Origin of the sequence: Streptomyces sp. SAI-170 (assembly GCF_049739565.1) — a bacterium.
Lineage (GTDB): Bacteria > Actinomycetota > Actinomycetes > Streptomycetales > Streptomycetaceae > Streptomyces.
This window is the reverse complement of sequence record NZ_JBMGQD010000001.1, coordinates 8,201,719-8,223,559: the sequence shown is the minus strand read 5'-3', so window position 1 is coordinate 8,223,559 and position 21,841 is coordinate 8,201,719. Positions and strand designations below refer to the sequence as shown.

The following is a 21,841-nucleotide window of genomic DNA, read 5'->3' as shown; positions in this document are numbered from 1 at the left end:
CATCCGAGGGGGCCTCGCCCTTGTGCCGTTCCGCCCTTGGCTCTCCTGCCCTGTGAGGGCCGTCAGGCGATCTTGTCGTAGCGCAGGGCGATGTACGACGTGGCCGCGTGGCTGTCGATGGTGCCGCTGTAGACGTTCGCGGAGTTGTAGTTCATGTCCGAGGACGGGCTGCCCTCGGAGTAGTAGTAGAACGTGCCCGCGTCCTGGTCCTTCCAGCCGGCGAAGAGGACCACGTGCCCCTCGCTGCTGGAGTTCAGCGCGTCACCCGGCCTGAGGTCGGCCTTGGAGATCTGCGTGCCCGCGCTGGGCAGGGTCTGCGTCGTCAGCGAGGAGGTGAGGTGCCAGGCCATGGAGACGAAGCCGGAGCAGTCGGTGCGGTAGGTGTCGTCGCCCTCGATGTCGGTGGCGTAGGCGCTCTGGCTGTACTGGATGTTGCGGTTGTACCAGTCCCTGGCCCGGGTCATGACCTCGCTGCGGTAGATGGTGCCGCCCTGCACGGAGTGCGGCGGTGCCGACGGTACGTAGGCGCAGTTGTTGCCGTAGGCCGACAGCAGGGTCTGGGTCCAGCCGGAGGCGTCCACCGGGTCGTTGGGGTGGTACGCGATGTCGCTGCCGTCGCCGTCGGTCGGGTCCGCGTCGTGGTACCAGTACATGCCGCCGTTGGTACGGCCGTAGTAGAGGCCGCCGCCCGGCGAGGAGAGCGAGTCCACCGCGGACCAGCCGCTCGACTTCAGGACGGAGCGGTCCCAGTCGCCCACTCCGTTGATCTTGTAGCTGAGCAGCCGTCCGTCCGAGGTGGAGGCGATGATGCGGTCGTCGCCCGCGGCGGCCAGCGTCTTGAGGACGAAGCCGGTGTCGATCACGACGTGCTGGCCTATGTGGGCCGACCCCGAGGGCTTGTCCTGCGACACCAGGTACTGGTGGAGCTGCCCCTCGACCGTGCCGTAGAGGTGCCCGGCGCCGTCGTAGACCATCTTGTCGAAGGTCCAGCCGCCGTCCCAGATCTTGACGATCGCGGCCAGGCCGAGGGAGGTGTTGTTGGTCTGGATGTCGACGCGGTAGAGGTCACCGGTGGTCGAAGTCACCAGCACGGTGTTGAAGTTGAGGGTCGCCATCGCCTTCGGTGTGAAGCCGAGGTTCGGGCCGATGAGCGTCTTCACGCGGTTGCCGGTGTTCGGCTCGATCTGCGTGTACGTCAGCCGGCCGTCCGACAGCGTGCCGTAGATCGACACGTCGCCGGTGCACGAGGCGGCAGCCTGCGCGGCCCCGCCGGTGACGGTGACGAGCCCGAGGGACATGGCCCCGACGGCGAGGGCGGCGGAGGCGCGGCGGACGGCGTTGCTCAGCTTCATGCGGGTCTCCTGCGGCATGGAATTCGAGCGGGCGCACGCAGATCCCCGGCCCAGACAGCTGCCCTGCAGGTGCAGCTGTGAAGACCGTCCGCGGGAGCGGCGCCCGGTGGCGAAGACCACTTTCGCCGCAGGTCACGGCTGCCGGAAGGCACATCGGATGGACGCAAGTGTCCCTGGCCTCTTGCGTCCTGACGGGACGTCGGCGAGGAGCGGTTCGACGGTCCCTGCTGCTACGACGATCCGGTCCCGCCGAGTGATCAGGCCGTGGCGCCCGGACCCGGCGGGATGTGAACGGTCATGATCAGATGGCAGGTCTCGGTGCCCGAGCCGCGGTAGGTGTGGGGGGCGTCGCCGTCGAAGGCGGCGGTCTGTCCGGCCCGAACAAGGTGCTCGGTGCCGTCGACGACGAGCACCATCTCTCCGGCGGTGACGCTGACGGTCTCCACGACGCCGGCCTGGTGCGGGTGACTGGGGTACTCCTCGCCCGGTTCCAGTTTCCAGCGCCAGACCTCGACCGGGGCCGGTCCCGACGTGGTCAGCATCAGCCGCGCCTCGCTGCCCTTCTCCCCGGCCCACAACGGCATGACGGCATCGGCGGACACCACCCGGACACGGTCTTCGGCCGGCCCTTCCATCAGCGCGGACACCGAGATGCCGAGGGTGTCGGCGAGGCGGACCAGAGTGGCGAAGTTCGGGTTGCCCTGGGCCTTCTCCAACCCCACCAGAGCACCCTTGCTGACCTTGGCACGTCGGCCGAGTTCGTCCAGGGAGAGCCCGGCGCGGGTACGGGCCGCCCTGACGTTGTGCGCGAGCGTCCGCAGCGCCGCCTCGGTCTCGGCCATCGCTTCACCCCTCCAAACAGATGGTCACTGCACTGCACCGTGCGGTCGTTCAGTTGACTGCTTCCGGTCGGCGCGTTGTACGGTGTAGTCGTTCCATTGATAGTAAGGGATGTACGTGTGATCGCTCTGCTGCTGGCCCTGGGCAGTTCCCTGGCCTATGGCTGCGCCGACTTCCTCGGCGGCCTCGGCGCCCGCAAGGCCCATGTCCTGCGCACCGTGATGGTCGCCGCCCCGGCCTCACTCGCCGTCGAGTTGCTGCTGTGGCCCTTCCTCGGCGCCTCCTTCGACTCCGCCACCCTCTGCTGGGGCGCGGCCTCCGGCGTCGCGTCGGCCGCCGCGTTCGCCCTGCTCTACCGCACCCTGGCGATCGGCCCGATGAACGTCCTCTCCCCCGTCACCGCGCTGGTCTCGGCGATGCTGCCGGTGGGAGTCGGGCTGGTGCAGGGCGAGCGCCTGGGCCCGGCCGGGCTGATCGGTCTGCCCCTGGCCCTGGCGGCGGTCGTGCTGGTCAGCGCCGGGCACGGAGCGGAGTCGGCCCGGCCCTCGCGCACCGCGCTGCTGCTGGCCTTCGGTGCCGGAGCCGCCATCGCCCTGCAACTGGTCTTCCTGCACCAGGCCCCCGCCGACAGCGGCGTCGGTCCGCTGATCATCGGCCGCGCCGTCTCCTCCGCGGTGACCCTGGCCGCGGCCGGCCTGATGTACCGCAGGCTGGGAACCGAGAAGCCCGCGTACGCCGTGTCGGCGACGGCCGGCGTACTGGACTCGGTGGCCAACCTGCTGTTCCTGCTCGCCGCCCGCAGCGGCGACCTGGCCGTCGTCGCCGTGATCACCGCGCTCTACCCGGCCGGCACCGTCCTGCTGGCCCGCAGCGTGCTCGCCGAGCGCATCCACCGCGGCCAGCTGATCGGCCTGGGCACCGCCGCCGTCGCCGTCAGCCTCCTCGCGCTCACCTGACCTCCCCCTCGAAGGATCTGGACGTCACCGACGTACGGGCGAAGGTCAAGTACGACGACCACAAACCCGTCGAACAGCGCACCGACACCGCCCGCCGGCTCACCCAACGCGGGCAGGGTCTCGACGCGGCCACCGCGGCGCAGCAGCTGCGCCGCCTGGACCGCACCGGCCCCTGGAAAACCTGACCCGCCGTACCGAGCCGCCGTACCAATCCGTCGTAGCCGTCCGCCGTATCAGTCCGTCGTACCCGTCCGCCGCCCGCAACGGAGCCCCCTGTGATGACCACCTTCCGCATCAGCCCCGCCGTCGCCGACGCCTTCCCCGACGTCCTCATCGCCGTCGTCACCGTGACGGGCCTGCGCGGCCACGAGCCCTGGCCCGCGACCACCGCCGCTCTGGAGGAACTGGAGCGGCAGCTCGCCGACGGCACGTGGCAGCCCGCCGACGAGACCGACCCGCGCATCGAGGCGTGGCACACCGCCTACCGCTCCTTCGGGACCAACCCCCGCCGCATCCGCCCCAGCGTCGACGCCCTCGGCCGCCGCCTGGCGAAGAAGGGCGCCCTGCCCCGTATCAACCCGGCCGTCGACTCGTACAACTGCGTCTCTGTCCGTCACGGTCTGCCCGCCGGTGCCTTCGACCTCGACCACGTCACCGGCGACGTGGAGATCCACTACGCGGACGGCAGCGAGACCTTCACCCCGCTCGGCGAACCCGGCACCGTCGAGAACCCCAAGCCGGGCGAGGTCGTCTACAGCGACGCCACCGACGTACTGACCCGGCACTGGAACCACCGTGACGCCCACCGCACGCGCGTCACCGACGACTCGACCCACGCGGCCTTCGTCCTCGAAACCGTCCACGCCACCCGCGACGGACACCTCCTCAAATCCGCGGCGGACGAACTGCAGAACCTGCTGCGCCCGCACGCCGGGCAGGTCACGGTGCACTACCTCAGCTCTGACGCTTAGCGGTCAGTGCCCGGCCGCGAGTTCGCCGCTGAGCTTTTCGTGGAGGTCGGCGCTGGGGGTGTTGAGGCCGGTGATCTCGACGGTCTTGCCGCGCTGGGCGTACTTGGTCTCGATGGCGTCGAGGGCGGCGACGGAGGAGGCGTCCCAGATGTGGGCGGCCGACAGGTCGATGACGACCTTGGCGGGGTCGCCCGCGTAGTCGAACCGGCCGACGAGGTCGTTGGAGGAGGCGAAGAACAGTTCGCCGGAGACCCGGTAGACGACCGAGCCGCCCTCCGGGTCGAGGACGGCGGTGACCTCGGCGAGGTGGGCGACGCGTTTGGCGAAGATGACCATGGCGGTGACGGAGCCGGCGACGACACCGATGGCGAGGTTGTGGGTGGCGACCACGCAGGCGACGGTCACGAGCATCACGACGATCTCTCCGGCAGGCATCCGCCGCAGCGTCTTCGGGGCGACGGAGTGCCAGTCGAAGGTCGCGAACGACACCATGACCATGACGGCGACGAGGGCGGCCATCGGGATGTCGGTGACGACCGGGCCGAAGACGATGCACAGCACCATCAGGAACGCACCGGCCAGGAACGTGGACAGGCGGGTGCGGGCGCCGGAGACCTTCACGTTGATCATCGTCTGGCCGATCATGGCGCAGCCGCCCATGCCGCCGAAGAAGCCCGTGACGATGTTCGCGATGCCCTGGCCGATGGACTCGCGGGTCTTGTCGGAGTGGGTGTCGGTGATGTCGTCGACCAGCTTGGCGGTCATCAGCGACTCCATCAGCCCGACCAGCGCCATGGCGAAGGCGTAGGGGGCGATCGTCGTCAGCGTGTCCACGGTGAACGGCACGTCCGGCAGGCCGGGAACGGGCAGGGAGGACGGCAGGGCGCCCTTGTCCCCCACGGTCGGCACCGCGATCCCGGCGGCGACCGTGACGACGGTGAGGACGGCGATCGAGACGAGCGGGGCGGGGATCACGGTGGTGATCTTCGGGAAGAACACCATCAGCGCCAGGCCCGCGGCGATCAGCGGGTAGACGGCCCAGGGCACGTCGGTCATCTCGGGGACCTGGGCCATGAAGATCAGGATCGCCAGTGAGTTGACGAAGCCCACCATCACCGAGCGGGGGATGAACCGCATCAGCTTCGCCACCCCGAGCGCGCCCAGAACGACCTGGAAGACGCCGGCCAGGATGACGGCGGCGATCAGATGGCCGAGGCCGTGCTCACGGTTGAGCGGTGCGATCACCAGCGCGACGGCGCCGGTGGCGGCGGAGATCATCGCGCGCCGGCCGCCGACGATCGCGATCGTGACCGCCATCGTGAAGGACGCGAACAGCCCGAGCGCCGGATCGACACCGGCGATGATCGAGAACGAGATCGCCTCGGGGATCAGCGCGAGAGCGACGACCAGGCCCGCCAGGACCTCGGTGCGCCAGACCTTCGGATCGGACAGCCAGTCGGGCTTCAGACCGCGAAGGCGCGCGGCCGGGGACACAGCGGTGGCAGCGGAAGACAAGGGAGACGAACCTGTCGTGCTCGGGCACACCCCTGCGGCAGGCCGGGACGTGCGGAAACGACGCGAAGGGCCGGGCCGGCACCCCGCGGGACGGCTCCGTGAGCGCGGAACCGGAAGATCGGGAATCGGACGAGGAACAGGTCGGCGCGCGTGCGCCGGGCTCACGTCCGGGGGTGAAGCATCACGGCGGACAGGCGACGGCGCCGGGCGTCATGGGCTCGCGCACGCTTCTCCCTGCAAGAACGAAAAGTTCGCCGGGGGCGCCGTCGGCCCCGACACGGCAACAGCGGGCGGCCGTGGCCACCCGCCACGGCAACTCTACCTGGCCTCGTCGTCCCGAGAAGCTGCGCGGCCGGCGTCCGCATCCCGTGCACGCGGCCGGGTAACCGAAGCCGATGGGCGACATCCTCGTGGGAACGTGTTCATGGACCGACCCGACGCTGGTCCGCAGCGGGTGGTACCCCACCGGGCGACGGGACGCCGAAGGGCGCTTACGGCATTACGGCGAGCGGTTCCCGGTCGTCGAGGTCGACTCCTCCTACTACGCCCTGCCCAGCGAGCGGAACAGCCGGCTCTGGGCCGAGCGGACGCCGAACGGGTTCGTCTTCGACGTGAAGGCGTTCTCGCTGCTCACCGGGCATCCGACGCGGAGTGCGGTGATGCCGGACGGACTGCCCGCCGACGCCCGCGATCCGGGGGTGCTGGACGAGGTCTGGGCGCGGTTCACCGCAGCGCTCGCGCCCCTGCGTCAGGCCGGGCGGCTGGGCAGTGTGCTGCTCCAGTACCCGCCGTGGTTCCGGCCGGGGCCGCGCGCCGAGGCGGTTCTGGCGGAAACCGCCCGGCGCTGCCAAGGCTGGCCCCTGGCCGTGGAGTTCAGACACCCCTCGTGGTGGCAAAGGGGGCGGACCGAGGCCACGTGCACGCTGCTCGCGCGGTACGGGATGGCCGCCGTCGGCGTCGACATGCCCCAGGGGCTCGCCGCCTCCGTACCGCCGGTCGCCCCCGTCACCACGCCCCGGTTGTCCGTCGTACGGTTCCACGGTCGCAGTCCCGCCTGGCAGGGCGGGAACAAGGAGGAGCGCTACCGGCATGCGTACGACGGCCATGAACTCGCCGAGTGGGTCCCGCGGCTGCATGAACTCGCCGAGCGGGTCGAGCAGGTGCACGTGCTGTTCAACAACTGCTGCGGCGACGCCGCGGTGCGGGCCGCCGAGAAGATGACGCGGCTGCTCGGGACCTCGCCTGCCCGAGAAGCCGGCCCCCCTGCGATGACCTGGACGCGGTTCGCGCCCGCACCCCGGCCCGGAGCCGACACTCATAGAAGGTGACAGCCCTCCTTCGGCCGGGGTGCGGTGCGGGGCTCAGGCCGGTGGAGCGCCCCAGGCCAGGGCGGTGCCGGTGTAGGCGGTGACAGCGGGGGCGTCGGCGTACGCGGTGGCCGTCGTACGGCTGTAGTCGTTCGTCTCGTCGAAGCTGGACCAGTCCGCCTTGCTCATTCTCAGCTGGATGTCACCGCTGTCCCTGCCCGCGGCGAGTGAGCCGCCCGCGAAGGTGACCTCCAGGTAGGCGTCCGCGCCCTGGACGGGCGTGGTCAGCGGGACGACACGCAGCTTCACCTGTGCGCACGTCACGGCGGCGTAGTCGCACCAGGCACTCACGGAGGAGGCGCCGTCGCGCGTGAAGTAGTAGCGCAGCGAGACGGTGCCGAGGTCGACGGCGGAGCTGCCGGTGTTGAGCAGTTGGAGCGAGGGCCGGATCGAGTTGTCCGTCGCCGAGGCGTCGTTGTTCTTGTACCGCACCTTCACCGCCCCGGTCGGGGTGTCGGCCGAGGTGGTGGTCACGGTCAGCGCGGCGGAGGGCGCGGAGACGTTGCCCGCCGCGTCTCGCGCCCGCACGGTGTAGCCGTACGACGTGGACGGCGAGAGTCCGGTGTCCTGGTACGTCGTGCCGGTCACCGGCGCGGCGTTCACCTTGACCGTGCCCCGGTAGACGTCGTAGCCGGTGACGCGGACGTTGTCGGTCGACGGCGTCCACGACAGGGACACGCTGTTCGACGTCGTGGCGGTGCTGGTCAGGCCGGTGGGGGCCGTCGGTGCCTGGGTGTCCGTCGGGTCCGTGGGGCCGCCGCCCTGGACGTCGCTCACGCTGATGCCCGTCGTGCTCGAGGCGCCGCCCAGCGGGACCTGGTGGTCGAGGCTGACGAACTTGCCCCGGTACTGCCACAGGGCCGGCTTGAGCAGGGCGTACTTCGCCTCGTCCCAGCTCTTCCAGTCGTTCAGCAACAGCCCGCCGGTGTCACCGGAGTTCGGGTTGAGGCACCAGAAGGTCTGGTGGATCCGGCGCTCGACGATGAGGTCGCGCAGGGCGGTCATCCACTTCTGGTTCGGGCCGTCGTCGAGGAAGCCGCCCCATTCACCGATGAGCAGCGGCGCCTTGTTCTCCTTGTGCAGGTAGAGCCAGTTGGGGTCCCAGACATCGCGTTCGAGGGTGGTGCGGTTCCAGTCGCCGGTGAACCAGGGCTGCTGGAACACCAGCGGTCCGTAGTCGTGCGGTGAGTACACCAACTGGTCGTTCTGCGACCCGAGGTCGACGGGGTGGTCGCGGACGCCGCGCAGGTTTCCGCCCCACCAGGTCGAGTGGTAGTCGGTCGGCGTGGTGGACGACCAGCTCACGCCCGCCTTGGGGTAGACCTCGATGCCCTCGCACAGCACCAGCAGGTTCGGGTTGACCGCGAGGATGCGTTTGCCGGCCGTCTCACAGGCGTACTTGAAGTTGTCCTGGTCCGTGGAGCCGTCCCACTTGGCCCGCGGACTGCTGTTGGCGGTGCCGTGCGGCTCGTTCTTGATGTCCATCGCGATGACCGTGTCGTCGTTGCGGTACCGCGCGGTCACCCACTCCCAGGCCGTGTAGAAGTTCTCGACCGTGACGGTGCCCTTCCACCACACGGGGTGCACATGGCCTGCGTTGTCGGCCTCGGCGCTGTGCACGTCGAGCATGACCTTGATGCCGTACTGCTTGCAGAGGGCGAGCCAGGTGTCGAAGACCTCCAGTGATGTCTTGCCCGCGAGCTCGGGGTTGGCGTACGCGTTGACGCCGCTCGGGACCGTGGCCTGGCCGTTCTTCCACTCCAGGAGAAGTTGGGTGGAGATGGGCACGCGGACGAGGTTGATGCCCCGGTCGGCCATCGACTTGGTGACCTCGGTGATGTTCGCCGACCACAGGCCGTGGAAGACGCGCTCGGTGGCGTTGAAGCCGAACCAGTTGGCTCCCGTCAGCCAGACCTCGTGGCCGTTCGCGTCGACGATCTTGTTGCCTTCGGTGTGCAACCAGTCGTCGCCGGGGGCGGCAGCGGCGGTGGCCGCCGCGGTAGCGACTTCCCCGGCGCGTCCGTCCGACGGCCGCTCGGCGGCCCCGGCCGCGGAACCGGTCGTCGTCAACGCCCCCGCGGCCAGTACCGCGGCGAGCAGCGTGCTGAGTCGCCGGAGCGGACCGCGCGGCCCGCTCCGTGCTGATGGCTGTCCCACTGTGTGCCCTTCTGCTGATGTGGCCGGAACGAGAAGACGTACAGAAATGGGAGCGCTCCCATCGCGCGTTGTCATGAAGCCAGGCGCCTCTTGAGCTGTCAACCGTCTCGACAAAAACACCAAGCCGGGAGAGGGGCGCTGGGCCAACTGGGACGCGACTCAGTGACGTTGGGCCGATACGCGCCTGCTCGCCAGCTACGAAGGCCGGTTGTGGCCGATCAAGTCGTACGCCAGACGCCGGGCTTCGGCCGTGACCTCGGCATCGAGATGAGCCAACGTCCGGTTGCCGTACTCGACGATGTCGTACTCGTCGTCAAGTTCGGCAAGACGCTCGGCCAGGGGCAGTTGGTGGCCGGACCGCCGGTGGATACGCAAGGCAAGCTCTCGCGGCGTCAGCCTGCCGGCCAGCACGCGGCGCGCGAGCGCCCGCACGGCCGCTTCGGGCGACACCCGCACATGACTGCCTACGTAGCCCTTTCAGACACAGCATTAGGGGATGTCCGCCCACCGCCGACTCGGCAGACTGGCCCCATGACAGCGCGATCCATGAGCAAGGGTGCCAATCTGCCGGTCACCCCGTCCGTCGTCCGCGTGGAACTCAGCTGGGCCGAGGGCGGTGGCGGGCCGGACGTCGACGCGTCGGCCCTGTTGCTGACGGAGGCCGGACGGGTCCGGGACGACGGTGACTTCGTGTTCTACAACCAGCCCCGGCATGCCTCCGGTGCCGTGACCCACACCGGCAAGCGGGCTGCCGGGGGTGTCATGACCGACGCGATCGAGGTGAACCTGGGCTCGCTGGAGAGCGGCATCGCGCGCGTGGTGCTGTGCGCGTCGGCCGACGGCGGCACGTTCGGCCAGGTGACCGGCCTGACTCTGAGGCTTCTCGACGCGTCGGGCCAGGACGAGGTGGCCCGGTTCGAGATGACGGCCGGCACGGAGACCGCCTTCATCGGCGGCGAGCTCTACCGGCGGGAGGGACGCTGGAAGTTCCGCGCCGTCGGCCAGGGCTACGCCTCCGGGCTCGCGGGACTGGCCACCGACTACGGCATCACCGTCGACGAGGAACCGGCCGACGCGGTCACCCCCGCACCGGCGGCGGTTCAGCCACCGTCTCCCCCGTCACCGGCGGCGGTTCGGCCTCCGTCTCCCCCGTCGACGCCCCCGGCTCCGGCGTCCGGCCCCCGCCTCACCAAGGGCGAGGAGCGGCTGCCCGTGGACATGCGCAAGCGGCTGTCGCTGCGCAAGGAGCAGGTCGCGGTCAGTCTCAGCAAGCACGGCGCGACCGGGGTCACCGCACGGGTGATCCTGGTGCTGGACGCCTCCGGCTCGATGTCGTTCCTGTACTCCGGCGGGGTGGTGGCGGACGTCGTGGAGCGCATGGCGGCGGTCGCGGCGCAGCTCGACGACGACGGCGAGATGCAGGCCTGGACCTTCGCCAGCAACCCGGCCCGCCTGCCGGACCTCCGGCTGGGCGAACTCCCCGAGTGGCTGCGGCTGCATGTGCGGGTGGGAGAGATCAGCCTGTTCCGGCGCGGGAAGAAGCCCCGCAAGGGACTGGAGGCGGGGCAGGTCGACATGCGGTCGGTCGGCATCCAGAACGAGGAGCAGAAGGTGATCGCCGAGGTCAGAGCGTATGTGCGGCAGAACCCCGCGCCCGTGCCCACCCTCGTGCTGTTCTTCTCCGACGGCGGCGTCTACCGCAACGCGGCGATCGAGAAGGAACTGCGCGAGGCGGTCGAGGAGCCGGTCTTCTGGCAGTTCGTCGGCCTGGGCCGCTCCGACTACGGCGTCCTGGAACGGTTCGACACCCTGCCCGGCCGACGCGTCGACAACGTGGGCTTCTTCGCCGTCGACGACATCAGCACCGTCCCGGACCAGGAGCTCTACGACCGTCTGCTGTCGGAGTTCCCGTCCTGGATCACCGCCGCAGGCCGGGCCGGAATCCTCTGAACCGATCTGCGATCGATACGCCGAGACAGGCTGGAGCATGTGGCCGCCGTCCACCCGGCCATGCGGAATGCCGGGTGGACGACGGCTGCCGTCAGAGCCCTGTCGAGCCCTCTCAGTGGCTGACTTGCGTCGCCTGGCGTGCGGCCGGGGCCGCGTCGCGTCGGCCGTCGGTGCCGAGTGCCTGAAGGATGTCCTCCACGCTCTGCTTGGCGTCTCCGAAGAGCATGCTGGTGTTCTCGCGGAAGAAGAGCGGGTTCTGCACGCCCGCGTAGCCGGAGGCCATGGAGCGCTTGAAGACGATGACCTGCTCGGCCTCCCAGACCCGCAGCACCGGCATGCCGGCGATGGGGCTGGCCGGGTCGTCGGTCGCGGCCGGGTTGACGGTGTCGTTCGCGCCGATGACCAGCACGACCGAGGTGTCGGCGAGGTCGTCGTTGATCTCGTCCATCTCCAGGACGATGTCGTAGGGCACTTTCGCCTCGGCCAGCAGCACGTTCATGTGCCCGGGCAGGCGCCCTGCGACGGGATGGACGCCGAAGCGGACCTCGACGCCCTGCTCGCGCAGCCGCCGCGTGAGCTCCGCGACGGGGTGCTGGGCCTGGGCGACGGCCATGCCGTAGCCGGGGGTGATGACCACCGAGCGGGCCTGAGCCAGCAGCTCGGCCGCTTCCGAGGCCCGCACCTCGCGGTGCTCGCCCTGCTCCTCCGCGGCGCCGGACGGCGCCTCGATGCCGAAGCCGCCCGCGATGACGGAGAGGAAGGACCGGTTCATCGCCTTGCACATGATGTACGACAGATAGGCGCCGGAGGAGCCCACGAGCGCGCCGGTGACGATGAGCAGGTTGTTGTCGAGCAGGAAGCCCGCCGCGGCGGCCGCCCAGCCCGAGTAGCTGTTCAGCATGGAGACGACGACCGGCATGTCGCCGCCGCCGATCGAGGCGACCAGGTGCCAGCCGAGCGCCAGCGCCAGTACGGTCACCGCAATCATCAGGGGCAGGTTGGGGCTGATCGTGAACCATACGGTCAGCCCCACGAACGCCGCGAGCGCGCCGACGTTCAGCGCGTTCTTGCCCGGCAGCGTCAACGGGCGGGACTTGATGCGCGCCGAGAGCTTCAGGAACGCGACGATCGAGCCGGTGAACGTCACCGCGCCGATGAAGATCCCGATGAACACCTCGGCGTGGTGGATGCCCAGCAGGTCGGCGCCGACCTCGGTCTGCGCCGTGCCGTGGGCCTCGACCTCCAGGTAGCTGTTCCAGCCCACCAGCACCGCGGCGAGGCCGACGAAGCTGTGCAGCACCGCGATCAGCTCGGGCATCTGCGTCATCTCGACGCGGCGCGCCCGCCACAGCCCCATCGCCGCGCCGAGCGCCGTCGCCAGCACGATCAGCGCGACCGCTCCGGCGGTGATGCTCTGCGCCGCCACGACCACGGTGGCGACCAGGGCGAGGGCCATGCCGGCGATGCCGTAGACGACGCCGGCGCGGGAGGTGCGGTGCTGGGACAGGCCCGCCAGGCTGAGGATGAACAACAGGGCGGCGACCAGGTCGGCGGCGTGGGAAGCCGTCAGGGACGTCATCTCGGCTCAGCCTTTCGAGAACATGGACAGCATGCGGCGGGTGACGGCGAAGCCTCCGAAGATGTTCACGCTCGTCAGCAGGATCGCCACGAAGGACAGCGTGGTGACGATCCAGTTCACGTGCCCGATCTGCAGCAGGGCGCCGATCACGACGATTCCGGAGATCGCGTTGGTCACCGACATCAGCGGGGTGTGCAGCGCGTGGTGCACCTTGCCGATGACGTAGTAGCCGATCACCACCGCCAGCGCGAACACGGTGAAGTTGCCCGCGAGTTGGGCGGGGGCGAAGGCCACCAGCAGGAACATGGCGAGCATCCCGAGCCCGATCAGGCCGAAGCGCCGCGCCGGCGTCAGCTTCGGCTGCTGCGGCTCGGGGGCTTCCGGCGCGGCCGCGGGCTGCGCGGCGGGCGCGGCCGAGACGGCGACGGGCGGGGGCGGCCAGGTGACGTCACCGTCGCGCACGACGGTCACCGCACGCTGAACGACGTCGTCGAAGTCGATCGTCAGCTGCCCGTCCTTGTCGGGAGTGAGCAGCTTCAGCAGGTTCACCAGGTTGGTGCCGAACAGTTGCGAGGCCTGGGCCGGGAGCCGGGAGGCCAGGTCGGTGTAGCCGATGATCGTGACGCCGTTGTCGGTCACGACCGTCCGTCCCGCCACGGTGCCCTCGACGTTGCCGCCCATCGCGGCGGCCATGTCGACGATGACGCTGCCCGGCTTCATGACGGCCACGTCCTCGGCCGTCAGCAGGCGCGGCGCCGGCCGGCCCGGGATCAGCGCCGTGGTGATCACGATGTCCACGTCCTCGGCCTGCTCGTGGTAGAGCTCGGCGGCGGCCCGGTCGTAGTCGGCGGAGGTCGCCTTGGCGTAGCCGTCGGTGCTCGCTTCCTGGACGACGTTCACCGGCAGGTACTCGCCGCCCAGCGACTTCACCTGGTCCGCGACCTCCGGCCGCGGGTCGGTGGCGCGGACGATCGCCCCCAGGCTGGAAGCGGCGCCGATCGCCGCGAGCCCGGCCACGCCCGCGCCGGCCACGAGCACCTTCGCGGGCGGCACCTTGCCCGCCGCGGTGACCTGGCCGGTGAAGAACCGTCCGAAGACGTGCGCGGCCTCGATCACCGCGCGGTAGCCGGCGATGTTCGCCATCGAGGACAGTACGTCCATCGACTGGGCCCGCGAGATGCGCGGTACGGCGTCCAGCGCCAGGGCGGTCACCTCGGCGTCGGCGAGCGCCTGGAGCAGTTCGGGCTTCTGCGCCGGGGCCAGCAGGGCGACCAGGGTCGCGCCCTTGCGCAGCCGGCGGATCTCCGCGTCGGAGGGGGCGTTCACCTTGAGGACGACATCCGCGTCCCAGGCTTCGCCGATCCCCGCGCCGACAGCGGCGTACGCCTGGTCGCCGAAACCGGAGGCCTCTCCGGCCTCGGACTCGACCACGACCTCGTAGCCGAGGCCCAGCAGCAGTCGTACCGTCGCGGGGGTCGCCGCGACGCGCGTCTCCCCGGAGACGGACTCGGCCACTACGCCGATGCGCCGGGGAGGGTGGTGTGAGGGTTCTTCAGCAGACATGTCCTGTTATCTCTCGTCAGAAGAGGGTGCGGAAGGGGAATCTGCGCCTGAGGAAGGTACGACGTCCTGTCCCGTGATCGCTGGAACCTACCCGCCAAAGGGGTACGGGCCAACGTGAACGCACGGTGACGTGCTTCACCTTGCGCTACGGGACGAAGTCGGCGGAGAGTGCGGGAGCGCCCCACAGAAACATGCCGTCAATTCCGGGCGGGTGTCGCCCGGTGGGGCATCAGGCCTCCAGCCGCTCCTCCAGACGGACAGTGACGGTGTCCCCTTCCTCCTTGCCGATCGCCTTGCGCACTTCCGCCTTGACGGGCAGCTTGTGCGTACCGTCCCCCAGGGCCATGAACGAACTCTGGAACGGATGACCGTCGATCGTGCCCCGCACCTTCACCAGCCCGCGGGTGCCGAAGAATTCGACCGACTCGGGCCATACGAGGTAGGTCCAGCCACCTTTGTTCGGGCTCTTCTGCAAGGTCGCCGTGAACTGCTTGTCCATCATGGATACCGCCTCTTCAGGAGTTCTCGACCAGGCCGGAATCCCAGGCCTGCGCCTACTTCCGTTCCCCCCGGTAAGACGGAGAACGACCGGAAAACTCATCGCTGACTCGGGCGCAGTCGTTGGATGATGGAAACCATGACTGCGGACGCCGACGAGATCGTTCTGAGCAAGCAGGATCTTCGTGAGGTCGCCGCGTTCGCCGCGGCCTGTGCGGAGGCGGTGCTCGGGATATTCGAGGCCGATCAGCCGGACGACGCGCGGCCTCGGGACGCCATCGGTGCCGCGTGGGAGTTCGCCCGGGGCGGCGAACGCGGGAAGTCTCTGCGCGACACGGCGTCGGCGGCCCTGAAGGCGGCCAAAGCTGCCGACACTGCGGCTGCCCGAGAGGCGGCGTGGGCGGCGATGTCCGCGGCAGGCGCCGCCTATCTGCATCCGCTGGCCAAGGCCACCCAGGTCAAGCACATCCTCGGAGCCGCTGCTTACGCGGCCAGAGCGGCCGAACTCGTGGCCGGCGACGATCCAAGCGTGGGGGCCGAGAGACTTGAGCACATGGTGCACCATGCGACACCGGTCGTCGTCGATGTGCTCAGACGCTTCCCGGCGGCGCCAAGCGGCGGCGGACGGGTCGGTGAATTGATCCGCATGCTGGACGCCGATCTCCGTTCACTCGCCGTCACCGAGTGAGGCATGACAAGACAGATGTCCCGTGACGCCGCCTGTGTCGAAGAGTGCGGCCCGGGTACTTGGATCACGTCATCCATCCGTATCCGGCATCTGCGCGGCAGGTCCCGCCCTGCCGAGGAGAGTGATCATGACGCAGCGGGCTGACGATCCGGCATCCGCCCGGCGGGCGGGTGCCGCCGAGCTTCGGCTGGCGACGGCGACGGACGAGCCCGAGGAGGTCGAGGTGGCGGAGGCGCCGGTGGGCGGGGAGCTGCCGCGTGACCGTACGCAGGCGATCCTCGAGGCGACGAAGCAGGTGGGGACCCTGCTGAAACAGCAGGGGCACCGGTTCGCGCTGGCCGGCAGTGTCGCGGCGTACGCCCATGGGGCTGGGGCCGGGTTCCAGCACGACACGGACTTCTGTGTGCGCGCCGAGGACGCGGAGGCGGTGGCGGACACGCTGCGGGGAAGCGGGCTGAAGGTACGGACGCCCCCGGAGGACTGGCTGCTGAAGACCGAGTGCTTCGGGCAGCCCGTGGACATCATTCTCCGGCTGGCGCACCGGCCGGTCACCACGGAGATGCTCGACCGGGCCGTGGAGCTGCCGGTGGATTCCGTGCGGATGCCGGTGCTGTCCGCGACGGACCTGGTGGCGAGCCTGCTGTCCGCGTTCTCGGAGCACTACTGCGACTTCGGGGCGGTCCTGCCCGTCGCCCGGGCGCTGCGGGAGAAGGTCGACTGGGAGCAGGTGCGACGCGAGTGCGGCGAGGAGCCGATGCCGGCCGCGTTCCTCTTCCTTCTCGAACGTCTGAGCGTGATCCCACCGTGGAGGGAACGTCCATGAACAACCTCGACTACCGCGTCGCTCATCTGCGCGAGCGCCTCGCGGGCGGGCCGCTGGCCGAGCTCGGGGTGCGTGTCACGGTGCACGGGGACTCGGTGGTGGTGACCGGGACCGTGCCGTCGGCGCATGCCTGCGACGAGGTCGAGCGGATCGTGGGCGAGGCGCTGACGGGTCTGACCGTGCGCTGCGACCTGGTGGTCGCCGGAACATCGACTCCCGACGAGGCCGAGGAGCTGCCGTGATCCGTGTCGCAGCCGTCGGAGACATCCACATGGGCGCCGACAGCCAGGGCGTGCTGCGGCCCGCCTTCGAGACCTTGCCCGACTGCGCCGACGTACTGCTGCTGGCGGGTGACCTGACCCGGCACGGCACGCCCGAGGAGGCCCGGGTGGTGGCGCGGGAGATCAAGGACCTGGGGGTGCCGGTGGTGGCTGTCCTGGGCAACCACGATCACCACGACGAACAGCCGGAGGAGGTCACGGCGATCCTCGAGGAGGGCGGCGCGCGGGTCCTGGAGGGGACCGCGACCGTGGTCGAGTGCGAGCGCGGCCGCATCGGCGTGGCCGGCACCAAGGGCTTCTGCGGTGGTTTCGCCGGCCGCAACGCGGGGGAATTCGGCGAGCCTTTGATGAAGGAGTTCGTCCGCTACACGCGTCGCAGCGCCGACGGTCTGCGTACGGCCCTGGAGGAGCTCGGTGAGCGGGAGTGCGACGCGCGGGTCGCGCTGACCCACTTCTCCCCCGTACCCGACACGCTGGCGGGTGAGCCGCTGGAGATCTATCCGTTCCTCGGCAGCTATCTCCTGGCCGAGGCCATCGACACGGCGGGCGCCGATCTGGCGGTGCACGGCCACGCCCACGCCGGCACGGAGCACGGCATGACCAGCAGCGGAGTGCGGGTGCGCAACGTGGCCCAGCCGGTGATCGGGCGGGCCTTCCACGTGTACCACGTGCATGCCCGCTGAGGGTGCGAGCGGTCCGGCGGGGCGGGTGGCCGTCGCGTGAGGCAGCGGGACACCGGGGGGTGTATCCAGGACATATGGTTCCGGGACGCCTCCACGATCTGCTTGTGTCGCGGGAGCCACGTCATGCGCTGCTCGCGGTACCGATCGTCCTGATCGTGCTGGTGACCGTGATCGACGTCCTGGCTCCGCCCGATGTCCATCTCGGACCGTTCCTGGTCGCCGCGCCCGCTGTCACGGCCTCGTTCGCCGGCCCTCGCGCGACCGGGTGCGTCGGTGCGCTCGCCGTCCTGGCCCAGTCCGTGGTGGCGGCCGTACGCACCAATCTGGCCGATCTGAACCACACCTTCCAGCTGATCACTCTCATCCTGATGTCGGCGTTCGTGACCTCGTTCGCCGCCCGCCGTGAACGGCATGAGCGGGAGGTGACCCGGCTGCGCACGGTGGCGACGGCGGCGCAGGAGGTGGTGCTCAGGCCGATCCCTGCGCGGATCGGCCCGTTGCGCATCGCCTCGGCCTATCTGGCCGCCGAGTCCGAGGCGCAGATCGGCGGGGACCTGTACGCCGCCGCCCGGACGGAGCAGGGCACCCGGCTCGTCATCGGGGACGTCAGGGGCAAGGGCCTGGAGGCGGTCGGGGACGCCGCGCTCCTGCTCGGCGCGTTCCGGGGTGCGGCGCACCGGCAGGCCGACCTGCCCTCGCTGGTCGCCTTCCTGGAAGGGACGGTCTCCTCGGACCTGGACGACCCCGCGGCCTCCACCGTCGCGGCCGATGACCGCGGCGAGGGGTTCATCACCGCCGCCGTGCTGGACGTACCGGACGACGAGCCGATCCTTCGGCTGATCAACTGCGGCCACCCCCCGCCCCTGCTGCTGCGTCACGGCCGGGTCGTCCCACTGGAGACGCGCCACCCGGCACCGCCTCTGGGGCTCGGCGGATTCGCGGGGACGGAGTTCTCCGTGGCGGCGTTCGCCTTCGAGCAGGGGGACATCGCCCTTCTCTACACGGACGGGGTGATCGAGGCCCGCGACCGGGACGGCACCTTCTACCCTCTCGCCCAGCGGGTGGCCGGCATGGCCGACAAGGGGCCCGGCACCCTCCTGGCCCGCCTGCGCCAGGATCTGATCCGCCACGCCGGCGGTCATCTGGGCGACGACGCCGCCATGGTGGCGATCGAGCGCCTGCCCCGGCCGCCCCTGGGGTCCCCCGGACATCCGTGACGCGCCGCCGGATGGCCTATACGACCCGCCGCGTCCTCTTCATCCCCATACTGTCGCAAATATGAGGAAACTCCCTATCGCCTATATGGCGTGTACAGCAGCACTCATCGGGTCGGGACTCGGTGCCGCCGCACCGGCCGCGCAGCACAGGGTGCACATCGTCCTGCCGGGCCAGTCGATCCAGCAGGCGGTGGACGCCGCCGCACCCGGGGACACCGTCCAGCTGACGGCCGGGACCTACCACGAGAGCGTCAAGGTGAGCACCCCCGGGCTGACGCTGCGCGGCCTGGGACGGTCCACCGTGATCAGGCCCGCCACCGAGAAGGCAACCGCCAACAGCTGCGCCGCGGCCGGCAACGGCATCTGTGTGATGGGCGCCAAGGACCAGGACGTCGAGGACGTCACCGTCGCCTCCCTCACCGTCACCGGCTTCACCGGCTCGGGCGTGTTCGCCCTGGCGACCGACCGGCTGACCGTGCGGAAGGTGACCGCGGCCGACAACGGCGTGTGGGGCATCGCCCAGGAGCGCTCGGTCCGCGGCGAGTTCCGCGACAACACCGTACGGAACAACGGCGACGCGGGGCTGTTCCTCGCCAACACCGTCAAGACCGAGGAGGGCGCCGCGGACACGCAGGGCACGCTGGTCGCCCACAACCGCATGGAGGGCAACCGGATCGGTGTCACCGTCCGGCGGCTGCGCAACCTCACCGTCGCGGGCAACGACATCACCGGCAACTGCGCGGGCGTGTTCGTCGTCGGGGACGAGAACAAGCCGAGGACCGGGGCCCTGACCGTGCGCGGCAACCGTGTCGTGGCCAACAACAAGTCGTGCCCGAAGACCGCCCGGCTGGAGGCCCTGCAGGGCTCGGGCATCGTCGTGACCGGCGCCGAGGACACCCTGGTGACGCGGAACCTGGTCCGGGACAACGCCGGGAAGTCGTCCATGTCGGGCGGCATCGTCCTGTTCAAGAGCTTCGTGGGCTCCGCCAACGAACGGACCCAGGTCAGCGACAACGTGCTGAGCGGCAACTCCCCGGCGGACCTCGTCAACACGGACACCGCGAAGAGCAACACCTTCGAAGGCAACCGGTGTGCGGCGTCGAAGCCCGCGGGCCTGTGCTGACCACCGCCCGGACCCGGAAGAGGAAGGAGGGCGGCACATGACGAACGCCCAGACCGCTCAGCCCGCTCAGCCCGCTCGGATCGCTGAGGCCGCCCCGCCGCCGCCCATGCGGCTGAGGGAGTTGGTGTTCGGCGCGGCGTGTGCCGCCGCCCTGCGCGCCTCCGCGAGGCTGGGAGTCGCCGACGCACTCGGTGACGAACCCATGGCGGTGGACGAGCTCGCCGCCGCGGTGAAGACCGAACCCCGGCCGCTGCTCAGGCTGTTGCGGGCGCTGTCCTGCTACGGCGTGTTCGCGGAAACGCCGGACGGGACGTTCACCCACACCGAGATGTCCCGGCTGCTGCGCGAGGACGATCCGCACAGCCTGCGCGACATCGCCCTGTGGTGCACCGAACCGTGGACCTGGGACGCCTGGCCCCAGCTCGACGAGGCGGTGCGCACCGGCCACAACGTCGTGGAGGGCCTGTACGGCAAGGAGTTCTTCACCTACCTCAACGAGGACGCCCCGGAGTCGGCCGCGGTCTTCAACCGGGCGATGACGACCTCCAGCGAGCAGTCGGCGCGCGAGGTCGCGGCGCTGCTCGACCTGTCGGGCAGCACCTCGGTCGCCGACATCGGCGGTGGCCAGGGGCATGTGGTGGCGAGCCTGCTGGACAAGTACCCGACGATGCGCGGCGCCCTGCTCGACCTGCCCCGCGTGGTCGACAACGCCCTCCCCCGGCTGGTCGAGGGAGGCGACCTCGCCCACCGGGTCCGCATCGTCCCGGGCGACGTGCGTACGGCCGTCCCCGTCGAGGCCGACGTCTACGTCATCAAGAACATCCTGGAGTGGGACGACGACAGCACGGCCAGGACGCTGGCCAACGTCATCGCCGCGGGCGGCCCGGGAACGCGGGTCGTGGTGATCGAGAACCTCGTCGACGACAGCCCCTCGATGCGGTTCAGCACGGCGATGGACCTGCTGCTGCTCCTCAACGTCGGCGGGGCGAAGCACACCACGGCGAGCATGCTCAGCCGGCTGTCCGCCGCCGGGCTGGTCGTCGACGACGTCCGGCCGGTCAACCCCTACCTGCACGCCTTCGACTGCCACGTCCCCGGCTGAGCAGTCCCCGCCATGACCCCGGCCGCCGGGCCCGCAGTGCGCGGGCCCGGCGGCCGGTGGGGTTTCGGCACGCTCAGCGTGCCGGGTCGCGCTCCCAGAGATAGAAGCGCTGTGCCATGGCGTCCTTCGGGGAGCGCCAGGTCTCGGGGTCGTACGCGCTGACGTACGCCGAGAGCTGCTCGCTGACGAGCCGGAACTCCGGATGCCCGGTCACCTTGGCGATGGCGGGGCCGGGGTCCTGCTCCGATTCGATGAGGTGCAGGTACACGTCACCGAACTGGAAGAGGCTGCGCCGGGAGACGCCCACGAGGTGCGGCAGCTCCCCGCGGTCGGACTCCGCGAAGATCTTCGCGATGTCGGGGGCCGAGCCCGGGGTCATCCGGGCCACGATCAGGGCTTGGTGCATGGGGGCTGTCCTCCGTACGGCTCAGTCGGTCAGGCCCGGGGCGGCGCCCTGCTCGGCGGCCGCCTTCTCCACGCGGTCCCGGATGAGGGCCATCTGCACCTTGGAGTTGCGGTTGATGTTGTCCGTCATCCAGTCGTCGTCGACCGGTGCGTCCGGCTTCATCTCGAAGTCCTGCGTCCACACCATCCGGGTGCCTTGCGGCGTCTTCTCGTACGTCCACCGGATGTTCATGTACGCGAAGGGACCGGTCTCGACCCGGTGGGCGTCGACCGTGAGGTTGGCGCGGTCGGTCTCCCGTTCGGAGACCCAGCTCCACACGGTGCCGTTGTCGTCGGGGTGCATGGTCAGCCGGAACCGGGTCCGGTTCCCCTCCCGGGAGAGGATCTCCAGGGAGGCGTACTCGCTGAACAGCTGCGGCCAGCTCTCCAGGTCGTTGGTCATGTCCCACACCAGGTCGACGGGTGCGGCGATGGTGATCTCGTTCTGGGTGTGTCCAGCCATGTCAGGCTCCTGCCGGAAGTGCGCTGTTGACCTGGTCCAGGAACTGCCGGGGCGTCTTGGAGCGCTCCGCGTCCGGCGGCATGGGCGCCCCGTAGCGGTTCTCCAGCTCCCCTACGATGCCCAGCAGGCCGAGCGAGTCGACGCCGAAGGTGTCGAAGCCGGTGTCGAGGCTCTGCTGGAGTTCCTCCGAGGGCACGGTGACGCCGGCGGCCTTCTTCATCAGCTCGGCCAGCTCTTCGACGGTGATGCGGTCACTCATAGGTTTCTCT

At 70.1% G+C, this 21,841-nt stretch carries 22 protein-coding genes; 11 read left to right on the top strand and 11 right to left on the bottom strand.

The genetic code is table 11. The annotated features are described in order from the left end of the window. Nucleotides 1–62 precede the first annotated feature (62 nt). Together RKD23_RS36950 and RKD23_RS36945 are read right to left on the bottom strand one after the other, a co-directional pair. Entirely contained in the window at nucleotides 63–1,352 is a 1,290-nt protein-coding gene (locus tag RKD23_RS36950) for a tachylectin-related carbohydrate-binding protein (RefSeq protein ID WP_424857715.1), read from the bottom strand. A gap of 257 nt (nucleotides 1,353–1,609) precedes the next feature. Further along, nucleotides 1,610–2,194, bottom strand: a complete 585-nt coding sequence (locus RKD23_RS36945) for a helix-turn-helix domain-containing protein (RefSeq protein WP_424857714.1) — start codon at nucleotides 2,192–2,194, stop codon at nucleotides 1,610–1,612. 117 nt (nucleotides 2,195–2,311) lie between these two features. Here RKD23_RS36945 and RKD23_RS36940 point away from each other — a divergent pair, with 117 nt between their 5' ends. Then, nucleotides 2,312–3,148, top strand: coding sequence for an EamA family transporter (locus RKD23_RS36940; protein WP_424857713.1), 837 nt, complete (start codon nucleotides 2,312–2,314; stop codon nucleotides 3,146–3,148). A gap of 278 nt (nucleotides 3,149–3,426) precedes the next feature. Then, on the top strand, nucleotides 3,427–4,119 hold the full coding sequence (locus RKD23_RS36935; protein ID WP_424857712.1) for a B3/B4 domain-containing protein: 693 nt from the start codon (nucleotides 3,427–3,429) through the stop codon (nucleotides 4,117–4,119). Between the two features lie 3 nt (nucleotides 4,120–4,122). Here RKD23_RS36935 and RKD23_RS36930 read toward each other — a convergent pair whose 3' ends face one another. After that, nucleotides 4,123–5,613 carry a SulP family inorganic anion transporter gene (locus RKD23_RS36930; protein WP_424858423.1) on the bottom strand — a complete coding sequence of 497 codons (1,491 nt, stop codon included), beginning with the start codon at nucleotides 5,611–5,613 and terminating at the stop codon, nucleotides 4,123–4,125. Between the two features lie 416 nt (nucleotides 5,614–6,029). Here RKD23_RS36930 and RKD23_RS36925 point away from each other — a divergent pair, with 416 nt between their 5' ends. Next, nucleotides 6,030–6,962, top strand: a complete 933-nt coding sequence (locus RKD23_RS36925; RefSeq protein WP_424857711.1) for a DUF72 domain-containing protein — start codon at nucleotides 6,030–6,032, stop codon at nucleotides 6,960–6,962. A gap of 33 nt (nucleotides 6,963–6,995) precedes the next feature. On the opposite strand, the gene RKD23_RS36920 is transcribed toward RKD23_RS36925, so the two are convergent. Both RKD23_RS36920 and RKD23_RS36915 read right to left on the bottom strand, forming a co-directional pair. Beyond that, nucleotides 6,996–9,158 carry a cellulase family glycosylhydrolase gene (locus tag RKD23_RS36920; protein ID WP_424857710.1) on the bottom strand — a complete coding sequence of 721 codons (2,163 nt, stop codon included), beginning with the start codon at nucleotides 9,156–9,158 and terminating at the stop codon, nucleotides 6,996–6,998. A gap of 195 nt (nucleotides 9,159–9,353) precedes the next feature. Then, a complete protein-coding gene (locus RKD23_RS36915) occupies nucleotides 9,354–9,608 on the bottom strand; it encodes a hypothetical protein (protein WP_424857709.1) in 255 nt (84 codons plus the stop codon). An 81-nt stretch (nucleotides 9,609–9,689) separates the two neighbouring features. On the opposite strand from RKD23_RS36915, the gene RKD23_RS36910 reads away from it, so the two are divergent. Next, the gene (locus RKD23_RS36910) at nucleotides 9,690–11,108 is read left to right on the top strand and encodes a VWA domain-containing protein (RefSeq protein ID WP_424857708.1); all 1,419 of its coding nucleotides are present in this window, start codon (nucleotides 9,690–9,692) and stop codon (nucleotides 11,106–11,108) included. 112 nt (nucleotides 11,109–11,220) lie between these two features. Here the strand turns inward: RKD23_RS36910 and pntB are convergent, their stop codons facing one another. The 3 genes from pntB to RKD23_RS36895 form a co-directional block, all read right to left on the bottom strand. Next, on the bottom strand, nucleotides 11,221–12,687 hold the full coding sequence (gene pntB / locus RKD23_RS36905; RefSeq protein WP_424857707.1) for a Re/Si-specific NAD(P)(+) transhydrogenase subunit beta: 1,467 nt from the start codon (nucleotides 12,685–12,687) through the stop codon (nucleotides 11,221–11,223). 6 nt (nucleotides 12,688–12,693) lie between these two features. Further along, a complete protein-coding gene (locus RKD23_RS36900) occupies nucleotides 12,694–14,250 on the bottom strand; it encodes a Re/Si-specific NAD(P)(+) transhydrogenase subunit alpha (protein ID WP_424857706.1) in 1,557 nt (518 codons plus the stop codon). Nucleotides 14,251–14,479: 229 nt separating this feature from the next. Next, nucleotides 14,480–14,749, bottom strand: coding sequence for a DUF1905 domain-containing protein (locus tag RKD23_RS36895; RefSeq protein ID WP_424858422.1), 270 nt, complete (start codon nucleotides 14,747–14,749; stop codon nucleotides 14,480–14,482). A gap of 138 nt (nucleotides 14,750–14,887) precedes the next feature. Between RKD23_RS36895 and RKD23_RS36890 the strand changes: the two genes are divergently transcribed. From RKD23_RS36890 to RKD23_RS36860, 7 genes are all read left to right on the top strand, one after another. Then, nucleotides 14,888–15,436: a putative immunity protein gene (locus tag RKD23_RS36890; RefSeq protein WP_424857705.1), complete on the top strand. Its 549-nt coding sequence runs from the start codon at nucleotides 14,888–14,890 to the stop codon at nucleotides 15,434–15,436. Between the two features lie 127 nt (nucleotides 15,437–15,563). Further along, nucleotides 15,564–16,259 (top strand): hypothetical protein, encoded by a 696-nt coding sequence (locus RKD23_RS36885; RefSeq protein WP_424857704.1) that lies wholly within the window; start codon nucleotides 15,564–15,566, stop codon nucleotides 16,257–16,259. Further along, nucleotides 16,256–16,501, top strand: a complete 246-nt coding sequence (locus RKD23_RS36880) for a hypothetical protein (protein WP_424857703.1) — start codon at nucleotides 16,256–16,258, stop codon at nucleotides 16,499–16,501. The genes RKD23_RS36885 and RKD23_RS36880 overlap by 4 nt, the downstream gene beginning before the upstream one ends. Continuing rightward, on the top strand, nucleotides 16,498–17,223 hold the full coding sequence (locus tag RKD23_RS36875) for a metallophosphoesterase family protein (RefSeq protein WP_424857702.1): 726 nt from the start codon (nucleotides 16,498–16,500) through the stop codon (nucleotides 17,221–17,223). The genes RKD23_RS36880 and RKD23_RS36875 overlap by 4 nt, the downstream gene beginning before the upstream one ends. A 74-nt stretch (nucleotides 17,224–17,297) precedes the next feature. Beyond that, nucleotides 17,298–18,440 (top strand): PP2C family protein-serine/threonine phosphatase, encoded by a 1,143-nt coding sequence (locus RKD23_RS36870; protein WP_424857701.1) that lies wholly within the window; start codon nucleotides 17,298–17,300, stop codon nucleotides 18,438–18,440. Nucleotides 18,441–18,525: 85 nt separating this feature from the next. After that, nucleotides 18,526–19,563, top strand: coding sequence for a right-handed parallel beta-helix repeat-containing protein (locus RKD23_RS36865; protein WP_424857700.1), 1,038 nt, complete (start codon nucleotides 18,526–18,528; stop codon nucleotides 19,561–19,563). 37 nt (nucleotides 19,564–19,600) lie between these two features. After that, nucleotides 19,601–20,665 carry a methyltransferase gene (locus tag RKD23_RS36860; RefSeq protein WP_424857699.1) on the top strand — a complete coding sequence of 355 codons (1,065 nt, stop codon included), beginning with the start codon at nucleotides 19,601–19,603 and terminating at the stop codon, nucleotides 20,663–20,665. 73 nt (nucleotides 20,666–20,738) lie between these two features. Here the strand turns inward: RKD23_RS36860 and RKD23_RS36855 are convergent, their stop codons facing one another. The 3 genes from RKD23_RS36855 to RKD23_RS36845 are packed head-to-tail and all read right to left on the bottom strand — an operon-like array spanning nucleotide 20,739 to nucleotide 21,831. Further along, entirely contained in the window at nucleotides 20,739–21,071 is a 333-nt protein-coding gene (locus RKD23_RS36855; protein ID WP_404045318.1) for a TcmI family type II polyketide cyclase, read from the bottom strand. Nucleotides 21,072–21,092: 21 nt separating this feature from the next. Further along, nucleotides 21,093–21,572 (bottom strand): SRPBCC family protein, encoded by a 480-nt coding sequence (locus RKD23_RS36850; protein ID WP_424857698.1) that lies wholly within the window; start codon nucleotides 21,570–21,572, stop codon nucleotides 21,093–21,095. A gap of 1 nt (nucleotide 21,573) precedes the next feature. After that, nucleotides 21,574–21,831, bottom strand: coding sequence for an acyl carrier protein (locus tag RKD23_RS36845; protein ID WP_404045322.1), 258 nt, complete (start codon nucleotides 21,829–21,831; stop codon nucleotides 21,574–21,576). Between the last annotated feature and the right edge of the window lie 10 nt (nucleotides 21,832–21,841).